At 70.8% G+C, this 15,772-nt stretch carries 17 protein-coding genes; 9 read left to right on the forward strand and 8 right to left on the reverse strand.

Annotated features, from left to right (window positions below; all coding sequences use genetic code 11):
* The first annotated feature begins 154 nt into the window (after positions 1 to 154).
* The 4 genes from BDK92_RS20155 to BDK92_RS20170 all read left to right on the forward strand — a co-directional run bounded on the left by BDK92_RS20155 (position 155) and on the right by BDK92_RS20170 (position 2,893).
* Positions 155 to 1,198 (forward strand): DUF916 domain-containing protein, encoded by a 1,044-nt coding sequence (locus BDK92_RS20155; RefSeq protein ID WP_121158120.1) that lies wholly within the window; start codon positions 155 to 157, stop codon positions 1,196 to 1,198.
* Complete coding sequence (locus BDK92_RS20160; RefSeq protein WP_121158121.1) at positions 1,191 to 2,027, forward strand: hypothetical protein; 837 nt, start codon at positions 1,191 to 1,193, stop codon at positions 2,025 to 2,027. The genes BDK92_RS20155 and BDK92_RS20160 overlap by 8 nt, the downstream gene beginning before the upstream one ends.
* Before the next feature lie 96 nt (positions 2,028 to 2,123).
* Positions 2,124 to 2,546 carry a hypothetical protein gene (locus tag BDK92_RS20165; RefSeq protein WP_121158122.1) on the forward strand — a complete coding sequence of 141 codons (423 nt, stop codon included), beginning with the start codon at positions 2,124 to 2,126 and terminating at the stop codon, positions 2,544 to 2,546.
* A 14-nt stretch (positions 2,547 to 2,560) separates the two neighbouring features.
* A complete protein-coding gene (locus tag BDK92_RS20170) occupies positions 2,561 to 2,893 on the forward strand; it encodes a DUF4229 domain-containing protein (RefSeq protein ID WP_121162415.1) in 333 nt (110 codons plus the stop codon).
* A 179-nt stretch (positions 2,894 to 3,072) separates the two neighbouring features.
* On the opposite strand, the gene BDK92_RS20175 is transcribed toward BDK92_RS20170, so the two are convergent.
* On the reverse strand, positions 3,073 to 3,465 hold the full coding sequence (locus BDK92_RS20175) for a YbaB/EbfC family nucleoid-associated protein (protein WP_121158123.1): 393 nt from the start codon (positions 3,463 to 3,465) through the stop codon (positions 3,073 to 3,075).
* A 144-nt stretch (positions 3,466 to 3,609) separates the two neighbouring features.
* On the opposite strand from BDK92_RS20175, the gene BDK92_RS20180 reads away from it, so the two are divergent.
* The 4 genes from BDK92_RS20180 to BDK92_RS20190 all read left to right on the forward strand — a co-directional run bounded on the left by BDK92_RS20180 (position 3,610) and on the right by BDK92_RS20190 (position 7,383).
* Entirely contained in the window at positions 3,610 to 4,212 is a 603-nt protein-coding gene (locus BDK92_RS20180; protein WP_121158124.1) for a hypothetical protein, read from the forward strand.
* On the forward strand, positions 4,209 to 4,520 hold the full coding sequence (locus BDK92_RS39080) for a hypothetical protein (RefSeq protein WP_170208625.1): 312 nt from the start codon (positions 4,209 to 4,211) through the stop codon (positions 4,518 to 4,520). Before BDK92_RS20180 ends, BDK92_RS39080 begins: the two co-directional genes overlap by 4 nt.
* Positions 4,517 to 5,308 (forward strand): WXG100 family type VII secretion target, encoded by a 792-nt coding sequence (locus BDK92_RS20185; RefSeq protein ID WP_170208626.1) that lies wholly within the window; start codon positions 4,517 to 4,519, stop codon positions 5,306 to 5,308. Before BDK92_RS39080 ends, BDK92_RS20185 begins: the two co-directional genes overlap by 4 nt.
* Before the next feature lie 188 nt (positions 5,309 to 5,496).
* Positions 5,497 to 7,383 carry a M14 family metallopeptidase gene (locus BDK92_RS20190; protein ID WP_121158126.1) on the forward strand — a complete coding sequence of 629 codons (1,887 nt, stop codon included), beginning with the start codon at positions 5,497 to 5,499 and terminating at the stop codon, positions 7,381 to 7,383.
* A 66-nt stretch (positions 7,384 to 7,449) separates the two neighbouring features.
* Here the strand turns inward: BDK92_RS20190 and BDK92_RS20195 are convergent, their stop codons facing one another.
* The 5 genes from BDK92_RS20195 to BDK92_RS20215 all read right to left on the reverse strand — a co-directional run bounded on the left by BDK92_RS20195 (position 7,450) and on the right by BDK92_RS20215 (position 12,225).
* On the reverse strand, positions 7,450 to 8,187 hold the full coding sequence (locus tag BDK92_RS20195) for an ABC transporter permease (RefSeq protein WP_121158127.1): 738 nt from the start codon (positions 8,185 to 8,187) through the stop codon (positions 7,450 to 7,452).
* Between the two features lie 14 nt (positions 8,188 to 8,201).
* Entirely contained in the window at positions 8,202 to 9,119 is a 918-nt protein-coding gene (locus tag BDK92_RS20200) for an ABC transporter ATP-binding protein (RefSeq protein WP_121158128.1), read from the reverse strand.
* Positions 9,116 to 9,439, reverse strand: a complete 324-nt coding sequence (locus BDK92_RS20205) for a winged helix-turn-helix domain-containing protein (RefSeq protein ID WP_121158129.1) — start codon at positions 9,437 to 9,439, stop codon at positions 9,116 to 9,118. The genes BDK92_RS20200 and BDK92_RS20205 overlap by 4 nt, the downstream gene beginning before the upstream one ends.
* Positions 9,436 to 10,077, reverse strand: a complete 642-nt coding sequence (locus BDK92_RS20210; protein ID WP_246017141.1) for a transporter — start codon at positions 10,075 to 10,077, stop codon at positions 9,436 to 9,438. Before BDK92_RS20210 ends, BDK92_RS20205 begins: the two co-directional genes overlap by 4 nt.
* A gap of 165 nt (positions 10,078 to 10,242) precedes the next feature.
* Positions 10,243 to 12,225 (reverse strand): HelD family protein, encoded by a 1,983-nt coding sequence (locus BDK92_RS20215; protein ID WP_425462313.1) that lies wholly within the window; start codon positions 12,223 to 12,225, stop codon positions 10,243 to 10,245.
* Between the two features lie 443 nt (positions 12,226 to 12,668).
* Here BDK92_RS20215 and BDK92_RS20220 point away from each other — a divergent pair, with 443 nt between their 5' ends.
* Positions 12,669 to 13,517 (forward strand): menaquinone biosynthetic enzyme MqnA/MqnD family protein, encoded by an 849-nt coding sequence (locus BDK92_RS20220; protein WP_121158131.1) that lies wholly within the window; start codon positions 12,669 to 12,671, stop codon positions 13,515 to 13,517.
* A gap of 9 nt (positions 13,518 to 13,526) precedes the next feature.
* Here BDK92_RS20220 and BDK92_RS20225 read toward each other — a convergent pair whose 3' ends face one another.
* Positions 13,527 to 14,468, reverse strand: coding sequence for a serine hydrolase (locus BDK92_RS20225; protein WP_121158132.1), 942 nt, complete (start codon positions 14,466 to 14,468; stop codon positions 13,527 to 13,529).
* Positions 14,468 to 15,454, reverse strand: a complete 987-nt coding sequence (locus BDK92_RS20230) for a hypothetical protein (protein WP_121158133.1) — start codon at positions 15,452 to 15,454, stop codon at positions 14,468 to 14,470. Before BDK92_RS20230 ends, BDK92_RS20225 begins: the two co-directional genes overlap by 1 nt.
* Positions 15,455 to 15,772 lie beyond the last annotated feature (318 nt).

Genomic DNA, 15,772 nt, shown 5'->3' on the forward strand with positions numbered 1-15,772 from the left:
CAGGTCAGCCGACCCCGTTCGGTGGGACGGTGGCCGCCCTCTGCGGGGGTGGCCACCGATCCGCCGACCGAACGCACCACGGTGGTGGTACGGCGAGCGGTCCGCTCGCGGTACCACCACCGCACACCCGTATCTGGACCCCGGAGTGGCTCTCATGACCGCAGCTCGCATCCCCCGCGCCCGTGCCGCCGTCCTGCTCCTCGTCGCCGCCGTGACCGCCTTGGCCGGGGTGCTGCCGCCCTCGCCGGCACGTGCCGCGCCGGAGGACGAGTTCCGGTGGGCGGTGCAACCCTCCGACGCGAACGGGCCCGCCGGCCGTACCCAGTTTGTCTACGACGTGGCCGCCGGGCAGCAGATCGACGACCACGTGGCGATCACCAACCTGTCGGCCAGGTCCCTGGTCTTCACGGTGTACGCCACCGACGCGTTCACCGCGACCGACGGCGCGTTCGCACTGCTGCCGGCGAGCCAGCCGGCGCGGGACGCGGGTAGCTGGGTCGGTTTCGACGGCAAGCCCCACACCATTCGTCCCGGTCAGCGGGTCATCGTTCCGTTCCGGCTGACTGTGCCGAGCAACGCGACCCCCGGTGACCACGCCGCTGGCGTGATCGCGTCGGTCAGCGAGCAGCGGGTCGACGCCGAGGGACAGCAGGTCAACGTGGACCGGCGGGTCGCTGCCCGTGTCTACCTGCGGGTGGCCGGTCCGATCATCGCAACCGCCGAGGTCGAGTCGGTGCAGGTGACCTACGACAACCCGGTGCTGCCGTTGGGTCGAGGACCGATGACGATCACCTACCGGGTACGGAACACCGGCAACGTCCGGGTCGACGGCGTCGTACGGCTCCGTGCCACCGGTCTGCTCGGCATCCCGCTCGCCGGTGCTGCACAGATCGACCTGCCGGAGTTACTGCCGGGCGGCGAGGTCGCCCTGACCCGGCGGCTCGACGGCGTGGTGCCGGCCGGTCTGGTCAACGGTTCGGTGGTGGTCAGGCCGACGACCAGCGATGGCGCGCTGCCCGAGACGATCCGTACCGAGTCGGTGCTCGCGCCGCCTTGGACGCTGCTCTACCTGTTGACGGTGGTGGGCGCGTTGTTGCTGTGGCGGTGGTCGCGGCGTCGGGAACGTACGGCAGCGCCCGGGGACGGCACGGCGGCGGACGCCAGTGACGACAGCACGGCCGTCGAGGTCCGTGTCTAGGCCGGCGCTGGCCGCCCGGTTCGCGGTCACCGTCGGTGCCATCCTCGTCCTGGGGCTGGCCGGCGGGGCGACCGCCGGGGCGCGGGCTGAGCCGGTGGTCGCCGTCGATCAGACCGAGGTCGCGCTCGGGGAGGAACTGGCGGTACGGCTCGCCGGCTGGGCGCCCGGCACCGTGCTGGTGGAGCTCTGCGGGAACGGGGCGCATCGGGGTTCGATCGACTGCGCGGTGGGCACCGGGGCGACCGCCGCCGTCCGGGCCGACGGATCGGGCTCGGTGGCGTTGACCTTGTCCATGCCACCGAGCGGCTGCCCGTGCGTGGTGCGGGTACGGCCGGTCCTCAGCGGTGCCACGGTCACCGTCCCGGTGGTGGTCAGGGGTGTACCGGTGCAGCCCGCCCCGCCCGCCGGCCGGGTGCCGACCGCGCTCGCCGCGACCGGCGTACGGGTCGCCGCGTCCGGATCGTCCTGGGCGTCGATCTTCGGCGGCCCGGCACACCGGACGGTCACCGTGACCCTGAGCAACCCGGGCCAGGCACCCGTGGCGGAGCCCCGGCTCAGGCTGACCAGCGGCCGACCCGGCCGGACCGATGTGATCGTCCCGGCACCCGGGATCGAGCTGCTGGAGCCGGGACAGCGCCGCACCTTCGATCTGCCGGTCACCTTCGGGGCGCCGACCTGGGGCCGGTACGCGGTCCGTGGCGAACTGCTCGGCGCTGACCAGCCAGCGGTTTTCTACGCGCACACGTACTCGTATCCCTGGGGTCTGCTCGTCCTGCCGGCGTTTGCCATCGGCCTGGCGATGCGGCGTCGATGGCGCCGCGTCGGGTAGATCGGACCATGTCGCGTAGATGCGGCCACCGGGCCGGGTGAGCCGCATCGCCGCGCCGGGGGCCCGGGCGGCGGTCTGACGTACCCTCGACGGGTCATGAGTGAAGCGCAGAGCAGTTTTCCCCGGCGGGACGAGAGCGGACGGGTCACCGGCCTGGCCGATCTGGTCGGCGTGGTGTTGGCCGGTCTGGTCATCGGGGTGCTGGCGCTGCTTGTCTTCGACTGGGCGTTCGAGTCGATCGGCCTGGCGGACTTCGGCCGTACCAACGGTTGGCTGGCGGTGATCCTGCCGGCCTGGCTCTTCCTGGAGGAGTACCGGGCCTGGGGTCCGGGTCCGGCCCGGCTCGTGGCGGCGCTGGTGGCCGCCGTCGTCGGCCTCACCACCGGGCTGCTCGCCGCAGGATTGGCCGCCGGGCTGCCGCCCCTGGTCTCGGGCGCGGCGGCGGCTGGCGGGTTCGCGCTGGTATATACGCTGATCTGGTATTTCGGGGTCCGGTGGCTCGACCGCCGGACAGGTTGATCGGAGACGGAATCGTGAGTCCCGCGGTGAAGTACACGCTGGGCCGGATAGGGCTGTTCCTGGTCGTCGCGGCGGCGCTGCTGCCGGTCCCCATGAACATCTTCCTGAAGCTCATGCTGGCCGTGGTCTTCTCGGCGGCGGCCTCCTTCTTCCTGCTCCGGACCTGGCGCGACCAGATGGCCGAGCAGGTGGCCGGTGCGGTGCAGCGGCGTCAGGCGGAGAAGCAGCGGTTGCGGGCCGCGCTCTCCGGCGAGGACGAGGCGTCCGAGGCCCCGGTGTCGCCGGCCGGCCCGGTCCCGACCAACCCGCCGACGACCGATGCCGACGGCGGCCCGGCGACCCGCTGACCGCAGGGCGGTGGGTCGGACCGCCCGCCGCGTGACGTGTCGGGTCGTTTGGTCGTGCGCGACGCCACGCTTCTGTCAACGCCCGCCCGTTTCGTGCGGCTCCTCGCCGTACGCCCGCTTCCGTCACGTTTGACGCATGCTTCGTCGACGCGCTACCCGCCCCGTGCTGGCGGCGGTGGTCAGGAGTCGAGGCCGCGGCGGCGGGCCACCCGGTCCAGGTCGTTGACGAGCCCGTCCAACCGGTGCATGCCCGCCTCCAGGTCGCCCACGGACTGTTCGCTCGGCGCGGACGCCAGTATCGGCGCCATGATCTCGTTGGCGCGTTCGGCGTACTCCCGTTGGGCCTCGACGACCGCGGCGGTGACCTCCGCCGTCAGGTCCCCGACCGGCAGGCGCATCGCGTTCGGATCGATCCGTAGCTCCTGCAGGGCGCCACCCGGGCCGGTAACCGCCCGTACGTATCCGCGTGGCGATTCGCCGGTGCCGAACTGTGCGGCGAGGTCGTCCTGCATCCGCTGGATCCGCGCCAGTTGCTCGTGGGCGTACTCGGCCAGGTTCTCCAGGTTGCGCATGTCGGGCACGTCGTCGAATCCTCTCAGCCGGTGCTGGGTTAACAAGGGGCCCTTCCCCTACGGAAAGCGATAAGAAGGGGCCCTTCCTTACGGGTCAGGGTGGTGAGGATAGCGACGTGGGGTGGGGGGTGGCATCCTTGCCCGGTGGCCAAGGACTACACGATCCACATTGAGCCGGTGGTACGTCCACTGCTGGAGCCCGCCGAGCGTCTGCTGGCGGTGACTCCGCTGATCAAGGATCCGGGCGCGACCGAGGACGTCTCCGTCTCCGACGAGCTGAAGAACCTGCTCGACCCGACCATCCTGCTCGGACTCGGTAGTCACCCCGGCGAGTTGCTGCAACGGGCGACCTTCGGCCGCGCGGTCGTCGGCGCGCCGGGGAGCGGCGGACGGGTGCTCTTCGAGGCCGTCGACCGGCTGACCTCGCCGACCCTCGTGGTGACCGACAGCCGGTTGCTCGTGGTCGAACTGGAGATGGTCGAGCGGCCGGGCCGGAGTTGGACGGACCGGTGGTTCGGTCCGGTGGAGCAGGTCGCCAGGTTGGTCCACGCGGTGTTCCGGGCCGCTATTGTCGGTGCGGTCGAGGCCCCGGCCGGTGTGTTGCGGCGGGGCCGGTTCCTGGTCGTCTTCGCCGATCGTTCGGCGTGCGCCCTGGTCGGCGGTCCGCCGAAGCTGGGGCTCGCGGCCGCGGCGGCGATCGGCATTCCACGACCACCGGTCGATGCCCCTGGGGAGGAGCAGGCGTGAGCCAGCCGTTGAAGGTCTATCTCGACGCGATGACCCGGTACGCGGACGCGATGGACGACCTCAGCACCGCGTTCGGCAACACCCGTTCGTTGCTGGTGGACGCCGACGTCACCGAGGACAGCTTCGGGCTCCTGCCCGAGTCCCGGGACGCGGCGAAGATCTACGAGCAGCGCACCACCGACGGCCTCGGGGTGTTGCGTACAGGCGAGGAGGTCTTCAGCGAGCTGGGTGTGGCGTTCCGCCAGATGCGGGACAACTACCAGGCTGCCGATCAGGCTTCCGCCGACCAGTTCGGAGGCGGACGGTGACCCGGGCCCCGAGCGGCGCGGAGCGGATCGAGACGTACCTCGGTCCGGCCGGGGCGGCGTACTCGGTGATCAAGCCGATCGTCGAGTTCCTCGCTCACCCGATGGACGCGGTGACCGGTGACCCGGAGGCGCTGATCGCGCAGGCGAAGGCGTGGCGGGACGCGGCGGACCGGATGGACCAGTTCGTCCAGGACGAGGTCGGTGCGCGCCGCAATCTGCTCGCCCACTGGGAGGGCGACGCGGCGGAGTCGTTCAACGCCGAGATGAGCCAAGTCAACCAGTCGTTGAGCGAGATCGGTGCGCACTTCGAGGCGACCGCGGAGCTGTTGGAGGGGTCGGCGGAGGGGGCCAGACAGGCGCAGGAACTGGTCGAGCAGATCGTCCGTGAGCTGATCGCCTGGGCGATCATCACGATCATCGTGGCGCTCGCCTCGGCCTGGATCACCGCGGGCGCCTCGGTGCTGGCCGGGGCGGCGGCGACCGGTGTGGAGGCGGCGGTGGCCGGCACCCGGGCGGCGGCGGTGGGGGTCAAGCTCGCCAACCTGCTGCGCAAGGTGGCGACCTTCCTGAAGAAGATGAGCGATTTCGCCCGGACGTACAAGCTGACCAGTATCCACAAGGTCGGGGTGCAGAACTGGGCGAGTGCCCGGTACGCCACCAGTTCCGGTTACCAGCTTCTGGCGACCAACTGGGTGATCAAGAAGACCATCGTGGAGCCGACCCTCGGCCCCACCGTCGACAAGGTCACCGGTGCGGACAAGCAGTGGGAGCTGCCCCAGGTGCTCTGAGGGGCGGCCTGGTGGCACCCGGTCTGCTGGCATTTACCTTCACCGATTCGCGTACATGCGGCACTTTTTGCCGACGTGACGACGATGTTGACATGGAACAGAGAGTGATCGTTATTGATATGACCATGTGAGGGGTGGTGCAGTGTGCGGTACAGAGCGGGAATCTCCGCACCCCCAGGAGGTTTTGCATGCCCTTCCGTACCCTCGTACCCCGGCGGTCGTCCCGGCGCCGGACCCTGGCCCTCGCGACGACCGTCGCGATCGGACTCTTCGCCGCGGTGACCGCCCCGGTCTCCGCCGACCCCAAGCCGGACGCGATCAGCGCCGCCACCAGTGCCGAGTACCGGGTGATCGGCCCGCGCACGCTGGACGACCGGAACGCGGTCGCCCGGACCGGCGTGGCGATCAACTACAGCGAGCACGGCATCCTGAACGTCACCGCCACCGCAGCCGAGGCGAAGGCGATCTCCGCACTCGGCTTCACGCTCGAGGCGGTACCGGCACCCCCGTCCCGCGGCGCCACCGATGGGGTGGGCACGTTCGCCTTCCCGCCCGCGGACTCGAACTACCACGACTACGCCGAGCTGACTGCGGTGATCAACCAGGTGGTGTCGGACCACCCCACGATCGCCCGTAAGTCCAGCATCGGCAGCTCGTACGAGGGCCGGGACCTGCCCGTCATCAAGATCTCGGACAACGTCGGTACGGACGAGGCCGAGCCGGAGATCCTGTTCAACTCCCAGCAGCACGCCCGTGAGCACCTGACCGTCGAGATGGCGATCTACCTGCTCAACCTCTTCACCGACAACTACGGCTCCGACTCCCGGATCACCAACATCGTGAACACCCGGGAGATCTGGATCGTGCCGACGGTCAACCCGGACGGCAGCGAGTACGACATCGCCACCGGCTCGTACCGGTCCTGGCGGAAGAACCGGCAGCCGAACAGCGGCTCGTCGAACGTCGGCACCGACCTGAACCGCAACTGGAGCTACAACTGGGGCTGCTGTGGCGGCTCCTCCGGTTCGACCTCGTCGGAGACGTACCGCGGTCCGTCCGCCTTCTCCGCCCCGGAGACCCAGGCGCTGCGCAACTTCGTCAACAGCCGGGTGGTCAGCGGCACCCAGCAGATCAAGGCGAACATCGACTTCCACACGTACTCGCAACTGGTGCTCTGGCCGTACGGCTACACCACGGCGAACACCGCGCCGGGGCTCGACGCGGACCAGGAGGCGACGTTCCGGACCCTCGGCCAGCAGATGGCGGCCACCAACGGCTACACCCCGGAGCAGTCCTCCGACCTCTACATCACCGACGGCGACAGCATCGACTGGATGTGGGGCCAGCACAAGATCTGGGCGTACACCTTCGAGATGTACCCGGGCTCCTCCGGCGGCGGCGGCTTCTACCCGCCCGACGAGGTCATCCCGGCGCAGACCTCGCGCAACCGTGAGGCGGTGCTGCTGCTCAGCGAGGCCGCCGACTGCCCATACCGGGTGATCGGCAAGGAGGCGCAGTACTGCGGCGGCGGGGGCGGCACCACCGTCTGGTCGGACACCTTCGAGACCGCGACCGGTTGGACCATCAACCCGTCCGCCACGGACACCGCCACCTCCGGTGTCTGGGAGCGGGGGACCGCGCAGGCGACCAACTCCAGCGGTGCCAAGCAGCTCGCCCCGGCGGGCGGCAGCAACGACCTGGTGACCGGCCGGCTCGCCGGCACCGCCGCCGGTGACTACGACATCGACGGTGGGCTGACCAGTGCCCGTTCACCTGCGGTGACGTTGCCGGGCAGCGGCACGCTGACCCTGTCGCTCAACTGGTACCTCGCGCACGGTGCGAACTCGTCCTCGGCGGACTTCTTCCGGGTCAGCCTGGTGCACAACGGCGGTACGACCGCCCTGCTCACCCAGGCCGGGGCGGCGAGCAACCGCAACGGCGCGTGGACGTCGGCGAGCCTGAACCTCTCCGCGTACGCGGGCCAGTCGGTCCGGATCCTGGTGGAGGCGACCGACGCCTCCGGTGCCAGCCTGGTCGAGGCGGGCGTGGACAACGTGACGATCACTAGCTCCTGACCACACCCCCGCGACACTGCCCCGTCGACCGGTTTCCGGTCGGCGGGGCAGCCGTCGGTGGCCTCGTCAGCTGAACCGGCGACCCTCGTCCCGCCGGTACGCCCACCCGGCGGTCGAGCCCAGCACCACGACCCAGACACCGAGCATGACCAGCGCGGTGGTGTCCGGCCGGAAGTCGCCCACCGCCGCCCACATCAGCTCGACCGCCCCCCGGGTCGGCAGGTAGGGGGCGATCGTCTCGATGAACGCGGGCGCGTCGCCCGGAGAGGAGAGCAGGCCGCCACCGAAGGCGAGCGGGAAGAAGACGATCTGCGCCACCACGATCGCGGCCTTGCTCGGCAACGCGTACCCGATGGTGAGCCCCAGCAGCGTGAACGGCACCGCGGCCACGACCACCGCGCCGAGCGCGAGCAGGAACGCGCCGGGCGTGATCGTCGCCGCGGTGGCGACCGCGGCGATGACCACCACCGGGATCAGCGAGACGAAGGTGAGCGCCAGGCCGGCGAGAATCCGGCCGGCGAAGCGCGGGGCCGGTCCGGTCGGCAACGTACGCGTGTAGGGGTCCCAGGGCTGTGCGCGGTCCTCGGCCACACCGATGCCGTACTGGAAGATGTTGCTGCTCATCACCGCGAAGGTGACCATCGAGGCGGTGGCGAAGGTGGCCCCGACCGGGTCGTCGCCGGCGAACGGCACCACGAAGAAGAGCATCGAGGCGGCCGGGAAGAAGGCGCTGCCGATCACCGCGATCGGGATCCGGATCGTCTCCAGGAGCTGGTATCTGGCGTGTACGAGCGCGAGCTGCATGGCGGTTCCCCCGGTCAGGCGGTGATCGGTTGGGTGGCGGCGGACGAGCCGGTGTCGACCGGTCGGTCGGCCCCGGTGGTCAGGGTCAGGAACGCCTCTTCCAGCGAGGTGGGCCGGATCTCCAGGTCGGAGAAGGGGACGTTCGAGGTGACGAGGTCCCGGACGAGCTGGTCCGCGTCGGCGGTGAGCAGGTGGGTACGCCCGTCGGTCCGTTCGACGCCGAGCACACCCGGCAGCGGCGGCAGGTCGGCGACGGTCAGGCTGACCCGGCGTACGCCGACGATGTCGCGGATCGCGGCGACCGTGTCGTCGGCGAGCACCCGTCCCTGGCCGAGCACCACCACCCGCTGGGCGAGCGCCTCGATCTCCTCCAGGTAGTGACTGCTCAGCAGGACCGTTCCGCCGTCGGCGTGGTACGCCCGGATGGCGGCCCAGAGGCTGTGCCGGGCCTCCACGTCGAGGCCGGTGGTCGGCTCGTCCAGGATCACCAGCTCCGGGCGTCCGACGAAGGCCAGGGCGATGGCGAGCCGCCGTTTCTGCCCGCCGGAGAGCCCGCCGGTCTGACGCCGGGCCAGGTCGGTGATGCCGAACTGGTCGAGCAGCTCGGCCCGGGGGATCGGGTTGGCGTAGTGCGCGGAGACGAAGTCGACCACCTCGCCGACCCGCAGGGTCGGGGGCAGGCCGGTTTCCTGTGGGGTCACGCCGAGCCGCTGCCGCCTGCCCGGGTCGCGCGGGTCGCCGCCGAAGAGCTCCACCCGGCCTTCGGTGACCCGGCGTACGCCGACGAGCAGGCTCAACAGGGTGCTCTTCCCGGCCCCGTTCGGCCCGAGCAGTCCGACAAGTTCGCCCGCCCCGACCTCGAAGCTGACCTGGTTGAGCGCGGTCACGTCGCCGTACCGGCGGGTGGCCCGATCTGCGCGGGCGAGAATCATGTCGGCTCCTTGGCGGGGGTGGTGGGGTCGAGCAGGGCACGCAGGGCGGCGGTGTAATCCTCGAACGCCAGTTGCCCGCGCCGGCTGAGCCGGACCAGGGTGGCTGGCGTACGTCCCTGGTGGGTCTTGGTGACCTCGACGTACTGGGCGTCTTCGAGCTTGCGCAGATGCACCGAGAGGTTGCCGGCGGTCATCCCCAGGATCTCCTGGAGGCGGGGGAAGGTGATCCGGTCGCCTTCGGCGAGGGTGGCCAGGGTCGAGACCACCCGTAGTCGGGCCTGCGCATGGATGATCGGGTCGAGCTCGGGTGGCCCGCTCACGAACCGCTCCCGCGCCTCAGCCAGGCGATCACGCCGCCGACCAGCATGCCGCCGCCACCGGCGACCGCGACGATCAGCGCGTGCCAGCCGGGTCCGGCGTACACCCCGACGATGTTGATCAGCGTGAGCCAGATGCCGAGCCGGAACAGGTTGCGGTCCAGCCAGATCGCCCCGCCGGCCAGGTGCAGCACCCCGGTCAGGCCGACCGCGCCGGCGGCCCAGAGGAGTCGGGCGAGGTCGTCCGGCAGGTGGTCGGTGACTCGGCCGAGGGTGACTCCGTAGGTGACGAAGCCGAGCATCCAGGCGATGCCGTACCACTGGCCGCGACGGGAGGAGTCGCCCGTGACCTGCCCGTACGCTCGGGCGCCGCCGATCGCGCCGAGTGTCCCGGCGGCGGCGAGCAGGACGAACAGGACGGTCAGTGGCAGCCACTCGGGCAGGTTCACGAAGACCCGGTCGTCCGGGCCGAAGCGGAGGAAGAAGAGACTGAATCCGACCAGCCAGGCGACTCCCCAGGGCCAGTAGACCAGGCGGGGGTCGGGGCTGAGGTGGCGCGCCGTCTCGGCCTGTTGCTGGCGGATCAGCCGCAGTGTCTCGGCCGGGCTGGCTGGCGGCAGGTCGTCATCGTCGAGGATCACGCAAACAACTTTACCGCACAAAGTCCTTGGCGCGCTTGACCCCGTCACCCACCCGACACCACCGGTCGCGGTCCTCGCCTCACTCCCGACCGAGCAGGCACACCACGGCCTGCCGGAGAGCGGTCGGCCGACGGCCGAGCAGCCGGCGGCCTCGGCGCCACCGAATCACCGGGTGGCGATCACCGGGCCGAGCGGGTCGGGGAGCGGGTCGTGGTGGAGCACGGCGAGGCGGGAGACGGCCCGGGTCAGTACCACATAGAGCCGGTGCAGCCCACGGGGTTCGGCGGCCACGATCTGGGCCGGCTCGACGACGATGACGTGGTCGTACTCCAGTCCCTTGACCAGGCTCGCCGGAACCACGGTGACCCGCTCGGTGGCCTCGACGTCGTCGGCGGTCGAGGTGGCGATCCCGGCCCCGGCGAGCGCGCCGGCCAGCCGGTCGACCGCCACGTCCGCGGCGATCACCGCCACCGAGCCCTCGTACGCCAGGGCCGCCCGTACCTCGGTCACCGTCGCCGAGTCCAGGTCGTCCACCGTACGCAGATCCAGTGCGCCGTCGCGGCGCAGCGACTCGGCCGGTGGTACGTCGACAGCGAGCGCCGGCAGCAGCCGGTTGGCGAACGCGACCACCGCCGCCGGCACCCGGAAACCGATGGTCAGCGGCACCACGGCGGCGTCCGGCTTGCCCAGGTGGGCCAGGGATTCCCGCCAGTCGGTGGCGGCCCACGGCGCGGTGCCCTGGGCGAGGTCGCCGAGGAGGGTGATCGAGCCGTGCACGCTGCGGCGGGCGATCGCCCGGCACTGCATCGGGGAGAGGTCCTGTGCCTCGTCGACGACCACGTGACCGAAGCTGGCCACCCGTTCGATCAGGCCGGCGGCCTCGTCGATGAGGACCGCGTCCGCCGCACTCCACTTCGCCGCCTTCGCGGTGCGAGGTGGTTTCGCCCAGATCAGGAGTTCCTGTTCGGCGGCGGTGAGCAGGTCGCCTGCCGCGGTGGCGAGCGCGTCGGGGTCGGAGAAGAGGTGGTGCACGAGCCCGTCCGGGGTGAGCGCCGGCCAGGCCGCGTCGAGGAACCCGGTCACCGGCGCGGCCTTGCCCATCCGGCGCAGCCAGGCGTCGTTCGGTGACTCGCCCCGGCGCGCCTCGGCCTGCCGTTGCAGCAGGCTGACCACCCGGGCCCGGACCCGTTCGCGGCCGATGCCGTACGGCAGCCGCTCCCGGCGGGCCTCGTCGACCACCCGGCGCAGCACCTCGGTCCCGATCCGCCAGCGGAACGAGCCGTCCGAGACCGTGATCGACTCCTCCGGCTCGCGGATGTGGGCGGCCACCGCCCGGCGCAGCACCTCGGCCATCCGTACGTCGTGCTTGAGTCCGGCGACGGCCGGGGTGTCGCTGCCCCGGACGGTGATGGTGCGTCCACGCTCCCCGAACTCCTGCCGGACGAAGGCGGCGGTGACCAGGTCCTCGACCGTGGCCTGGGCTACCTCCACCTCACCGAGCGCGGGCAGTACGGCGGCGATGTAGGACAGGAACGCCCGGTTCGGCCCGACGATGAGTACGCCGGAGCGGCGCAGCCGTTCGCGGTGCAGGTAGAGCAGGTACGCGGCGCGGTGCAGCCCGACGGCCGTCTTGCCGGTGCCGGGCGCCCCCTGTACGCAGATCGAGGTCTCCAGTTCGGCCCGGACAAGTTCGTCCTGCTCCGGCTGGATGGTGGCGACGATGTCGCGCATCGGGCCGACGCGGGGGCGTTCGATCTCGGCGGTGAGGATCCGGGAGGCGGTGCCGAGCTCCTCGCCCCGGTCCAGGTGCTCGTCCTCGAAGCTGGTCAGGACGCCGGCGCTGAAGCCGAAGCGGCGCCGGGTGGCGACGCCCTGCGGGTCGCGGACGCTGGCCCGGTAGAACGACCGGGAGACCGGCGCCCGCCAGTCCAGCACCATCGGTTCGCCGAGGTCGTCGGTGACGTGCCGCCGACCGATGTGGTAGTCGACCTCGGGAAAGGTGAGCCGACCGAAGAAGAGCGGGGTGGTCGGGTCGTCGGCCAGTTCGGCGACCCGGCGGGAGAGCGTACGGCCGAGCATTTCCGCCGTGTACGAGTCACCGGCGACGTTCTCGCCGGTGCTGAAGAGGGCTTCGGCACGTTGCCGCATCCGGTGCAGGGCGGCACGGGAGGCGGCGAGATGTTCGCGTTCCGAGGTGAGGTCGGTTTCGAGTGCGGGCACGTTGACGTCCTGTCGGAATCACCTGCTGCTCGCTCGCGTATCCGGGGGCGGTTGGCCGACACCCGGCGCGGGGACGTCCGCTGCGGTGGCTACCTCACCGCGGCCGTCAAGCGACCACCCAGCGTACGCGCACCCGCTGCACCGATCCACCGAATTACCCGCGCCGGGTTCGGGTTGCCGCTCGCCGGTTTCGGGTCGCAGTCGGGCGCGGCCGCGGCTGGCACGCGCCACGCGACCTCCGGTTAGGAAGGGCCCCTTCCTATACAAAATCCGATAACAAGGGGCCCTTCCTTCGCGGGGCTGTGGGTGGTTGGCCACTTCGTTGGTGACTGGTTGAGCGACTGCCCGAAGCGCCGGTTACGGTGGGGTTCATGGGTGATCTTCAGCGACCTCGGGTAGGGCACATCCAGTTCCTCAACTGCCTGCCGATCTACTGGGGGCTGATGCGGTCCGGTGCCTTGATCGACTTCGATCTGCACAAGGACACGCCGGAGCGGCTCAGTGCCGCCCTGGTCGCGGGCGACCTGGACATCGGTCCGATCACGCTGGTCGAGTATCTGCGCCACGCCGACGAACTGCTCCTCCTGCCGAACCTCGCGGTCGGCAGCGACGGGCCGGTGCTCTCGGTGAACGTCGTCTCCACCCGGCCGCTGGCAGACCTGGACGGGGCCCGGGTGGCGCTCGGCTCCACCTCCCGTACCGGGGTGCTGCTCGCCCAGATGCTGCTCGCCGACCGGTACGGTGTCCGGCCCGACTACTTCACCTGCCCGCCCGACCTGACCCAGATGCTGCTTGAAGCCGACGCTGGGGTGCTGATCGGCGATGTCGCGCTCCGCGCGCTCTACGAGGCCCCGGGGCGGGGGCTGTCGGTCACCGACCTCGGGCAGGCATGGCGCGACTGGACCGGGCTACCCATGGTCTTCGCCGTCTGGGCCGTACGGCGCGACTTCGCCGCCGCCCACCCGGGTCGGGTCAAGGAGGTGCACCAGGCGTTCCTGCGCTCCCGTGACCTCTGCCTGGCCGGGCTGGACGAGGTGGCGGAGGCAGCGGCCCGCTGGGAGCCGTTCGACGCCGCCACCCTGGCGTCGTACTTCCGGGTGCTCGACTTCTCTCTCGGCGACCGCCAGGTTGGCGGGTTGCGGGAGTTCGCCCGCCGCGCCGCCGCGATCGGCGCCACGCCCGCGTTGCCGGAGCACGGTCCGGCCTTCTTCGTCGGCTGAGAAAGGGACTCAGTCCGTACGGAGCTGCGCCGCGACCTGCTGGCAGATCTTGAAGCCGTGGGTGTAGCCGAGGTCGATCGGGTACCGGGTCATCACGCCCATGGTCCAGCCGTCCCCGATCGCGAGGCAGTTCACGTTCACCTCCTGCTCGGCCGTGCGTTGGACCCAGCCGTTCTTGATCGCGATCGTTTTCTGGACGATCGACGGGAAGGCCTTGCGGATACCGAAGTCGCCGGAGCCCCGGACCGCCCGCATCTCGTCGAGCAGCCATGTCGTCCAGGTGGGGCCGGCGGCCCGGCCGTCGTCGATGCAGGCGGCGAGCCGGGTGACGTCCCGGGGCGAGAGCGACGTACGGCTCCAGCCGCCGTTGGCCTTGCTGTCGGTCAGCTTGCAGATGCTGATCAACCGCTTGATCGAGGCGGACCCGCCGATGGTCTGGTAGAGCGCGGTGGCGGCCTCGTTGTCGCTGTCCCGGATCATGATCTGGACCTGGTGTAGCTGGGCGTCGGTCGGTTTCCTGCCGGCCTCGGCCGATCGGCGCAGGAAGTCCGCGCCGATCCATGCCTTGATCAGGGAGGCGGTGGCATTGGTCTCGCCCATGTTGCCGGAGCCGCGGATCTCGCCGGTCCTGGTGTCCTGGAGGGCCCAGGCCCACCAGCCCTTCGCGTCGATCTTGACGTCGGTGGGGTGCACCGCGAGCGGCGGCAGTTCCGGGCTCGGGGTCGGGCTCGGGGTCGGTGTCGCCGGAACCACCGGGTTGCCGGTCGGGGTCGTGTCGGCCAGTTCCGGGGACTCGTTCCACTCGACGGCGGTACGGACCGCCAGTGGAGATCCCGGCAGCAACCCGAGCGCGGCAACGACCAGGGCCAGGAGTACGCCGGCGCTGACGGCGATCCGCAGCGGCGTTAGCTCCCTGGCGCGAAGATCGCCGGTTCCCTGTGGCTCGGCCATCAGTTCGCCCCTCCGGCAGCGGCCGGGGCCGCCCTGCCCACTGGTACGGGCACCTTGAGCGCGGCGCCGGGCTGCGGGGTGACCAGTTGGGTGGCCACGCTGGCGCAGAGCTGCGCGCCGTGGTCCAGCCCCCGAGCCTGTGGATATCGCAACAACACCGCGAGCACCCACTCGTCGGCCAGCGCGAGGCAGTTGAGGTGCCATGACCCGTCTGCGTTGATCATCGTCCAGCCGTTCTTGATCGCGATTGGGCCCTGGTCGGTGATCTCCCTGGGCAGGCCGTCGATGATTCCCCACCGGCCACCGCCGCTGGTGCTGCGTTGGTCTCCGGCGGCGGTGCTGCCTCTCACCCGGCTCATCTCGTCGAGGACCCAGCGGGTCCATCTCGGGCCGGCGGCGGTGCCGTTCTTGACGCACTCTCCCATCCGGACCGCGTCCCGGGCGGAGATCGCCGTGTAGCTCCACCAGACGACGTCGTCGCCGGGTGGGATCACTGGTTTCGTCTCGGTCAGCCGGCACATTTTGATCATGCGGTCGATCACCGGCCGGCCACCGCCGAGCCGGAACAGGGTTTCGGCCGCGCGGTCGTCGCTGTCCACGATGGCTCGGGAGGCGTCGCGTAGCCGCGCCGGTGGGGGTTGCCGGTCGCCGAGCCGGCGGAGGTAGTCCGATACCAGCCAGGCTTTGATCATCGACTGGCTGGTATTGGTGGCGGTCCGGTTCGGCGAGCCGGAGATCGTGCCGGTGTCGCGGTCGAGCAGGGCCCAGGCGAAGAAGCCGCCGTCGACCCGTACGTCCACCGGCGCGGAGGCCAGCGTCGGTGGTGGCGCGGGGGTGAGCTCGACCGGGGTGGCGGGACCGGTCGGGGTTGCCGGGGTTGGCTCGGTCACCGGGTCGGCTGTCTCACGGGCGTACGCCGGCACGAGCAGGACACCGCCGGCGACGAGGGTCGCGAGGGCGAGCACCGTGATCACACGAGGACGCATGAGCGGTAGAACTCCAAGAAAGTCGGGTCCCGGGGGAGCGGGGCGGCCTGCGCTTGGGGTGTGTGGTCCTGCTCTGGTCTGGCTGCGTTGGTCTGTCGGTCCCGGCGACCCGTCGTTGCCCGGTCGCACCGGCCGTGACCTGCCCGGGAGGGGAGGGGCCGACCCGGAAAGTTTACGTGACCAGGGTCGATGTGTTCGATCGGCGACGCATCAAGTTCTGGTAAAGACACCCCGATATATCCCTTATGCGATAAGGGTTTTCGCGAGTCGATCACCAGGTGGCTGGGAGTGGTTTGTCCAGCTTGGACCGATTTGCAG

It is taken from the genome of Micromonospora pisi, assembly GCF_003633685.1.
Lineage (GTDB): Bacteria > Actinomycetota > Actinomycetes > Mycobacteriales > Micromonosporaceae > Micromonospora_G > Micromonospora_G pisi.

Bases quoted from the DNA above. Each gene is read 5' to 3' on its own strand.
- BDK92_RS20195 (WP_121158127.1), bottom strand. From the start codon at position 8,187: ATGCAGCTCGCGCTCGTACACGCCAGATACCAGCTCCTGGAGACGATC.
- BDK92_RS20175 (WP_121158123.1), bottom strand. From the start codon at position 3,465: ATGCGCAACCTGGAGAACCTGGCCGAGTACGCCCACGAGCAACTGGCG.
- BDK92_RS20155 (WP_121158120.1), top strand. From the start codon at position 155: ATGACCGCAGCTCGCATCCCCCGCGCCCGTGCCGCCGTCCTGCTCCTC.
- BDK92_RS20225 (WP_121158132.1), bottom strand. From the start codon at position 14,468: ATGGCCGAGCCACAGGGAACCGGCGATCTTCGCGCCAGGGAGCTAACG.
- BDK92_RS20190 (WP_121158126.1), top strand. From the start codon at position 5,497: ATGCCCTTCCGTACCCTCGTACCCCGGCGGTCGTCCCGGCGCCGGACC.
- BDK92_RS20215 (WP_425462313.1), bottom strand. From the start codon at position 12,225: ATGCGGCAACGTGCCGAAGCCCTCTTCAGCACCGGCGAGAACGTCGCC.
- BDK92_RS20200 (WP_121158128.1), bottom strand. From the start codon at position 9,119: ATGATTCTCGCCCGCGCAGATCGGGCCACCCGCCGGTACGGCGACGTG.
- BDK92_RS20220 (WP_121158131.1), top strand. From the start codon at position 12,669: ATGGGTGATCTTCAGCGACCTCGGGTAGGGCACATCCAGTTCCTCAAC.
- BDK92_RS20165 (WP_121158122.1), top strand. From the start codon at position 2,124: ATGAGTGAAGCGCAGAGCAGTTTTCCCCGGCGGGACGAGAGCGGACGG.
- BDK92_RS20230 (WP_121158133.1), bottom strand. From the start codon at position 15,454: ATGCGTCCTCGTGTGATCACGGTGCTCGCCCTCGCGACCCTCGTCGCC.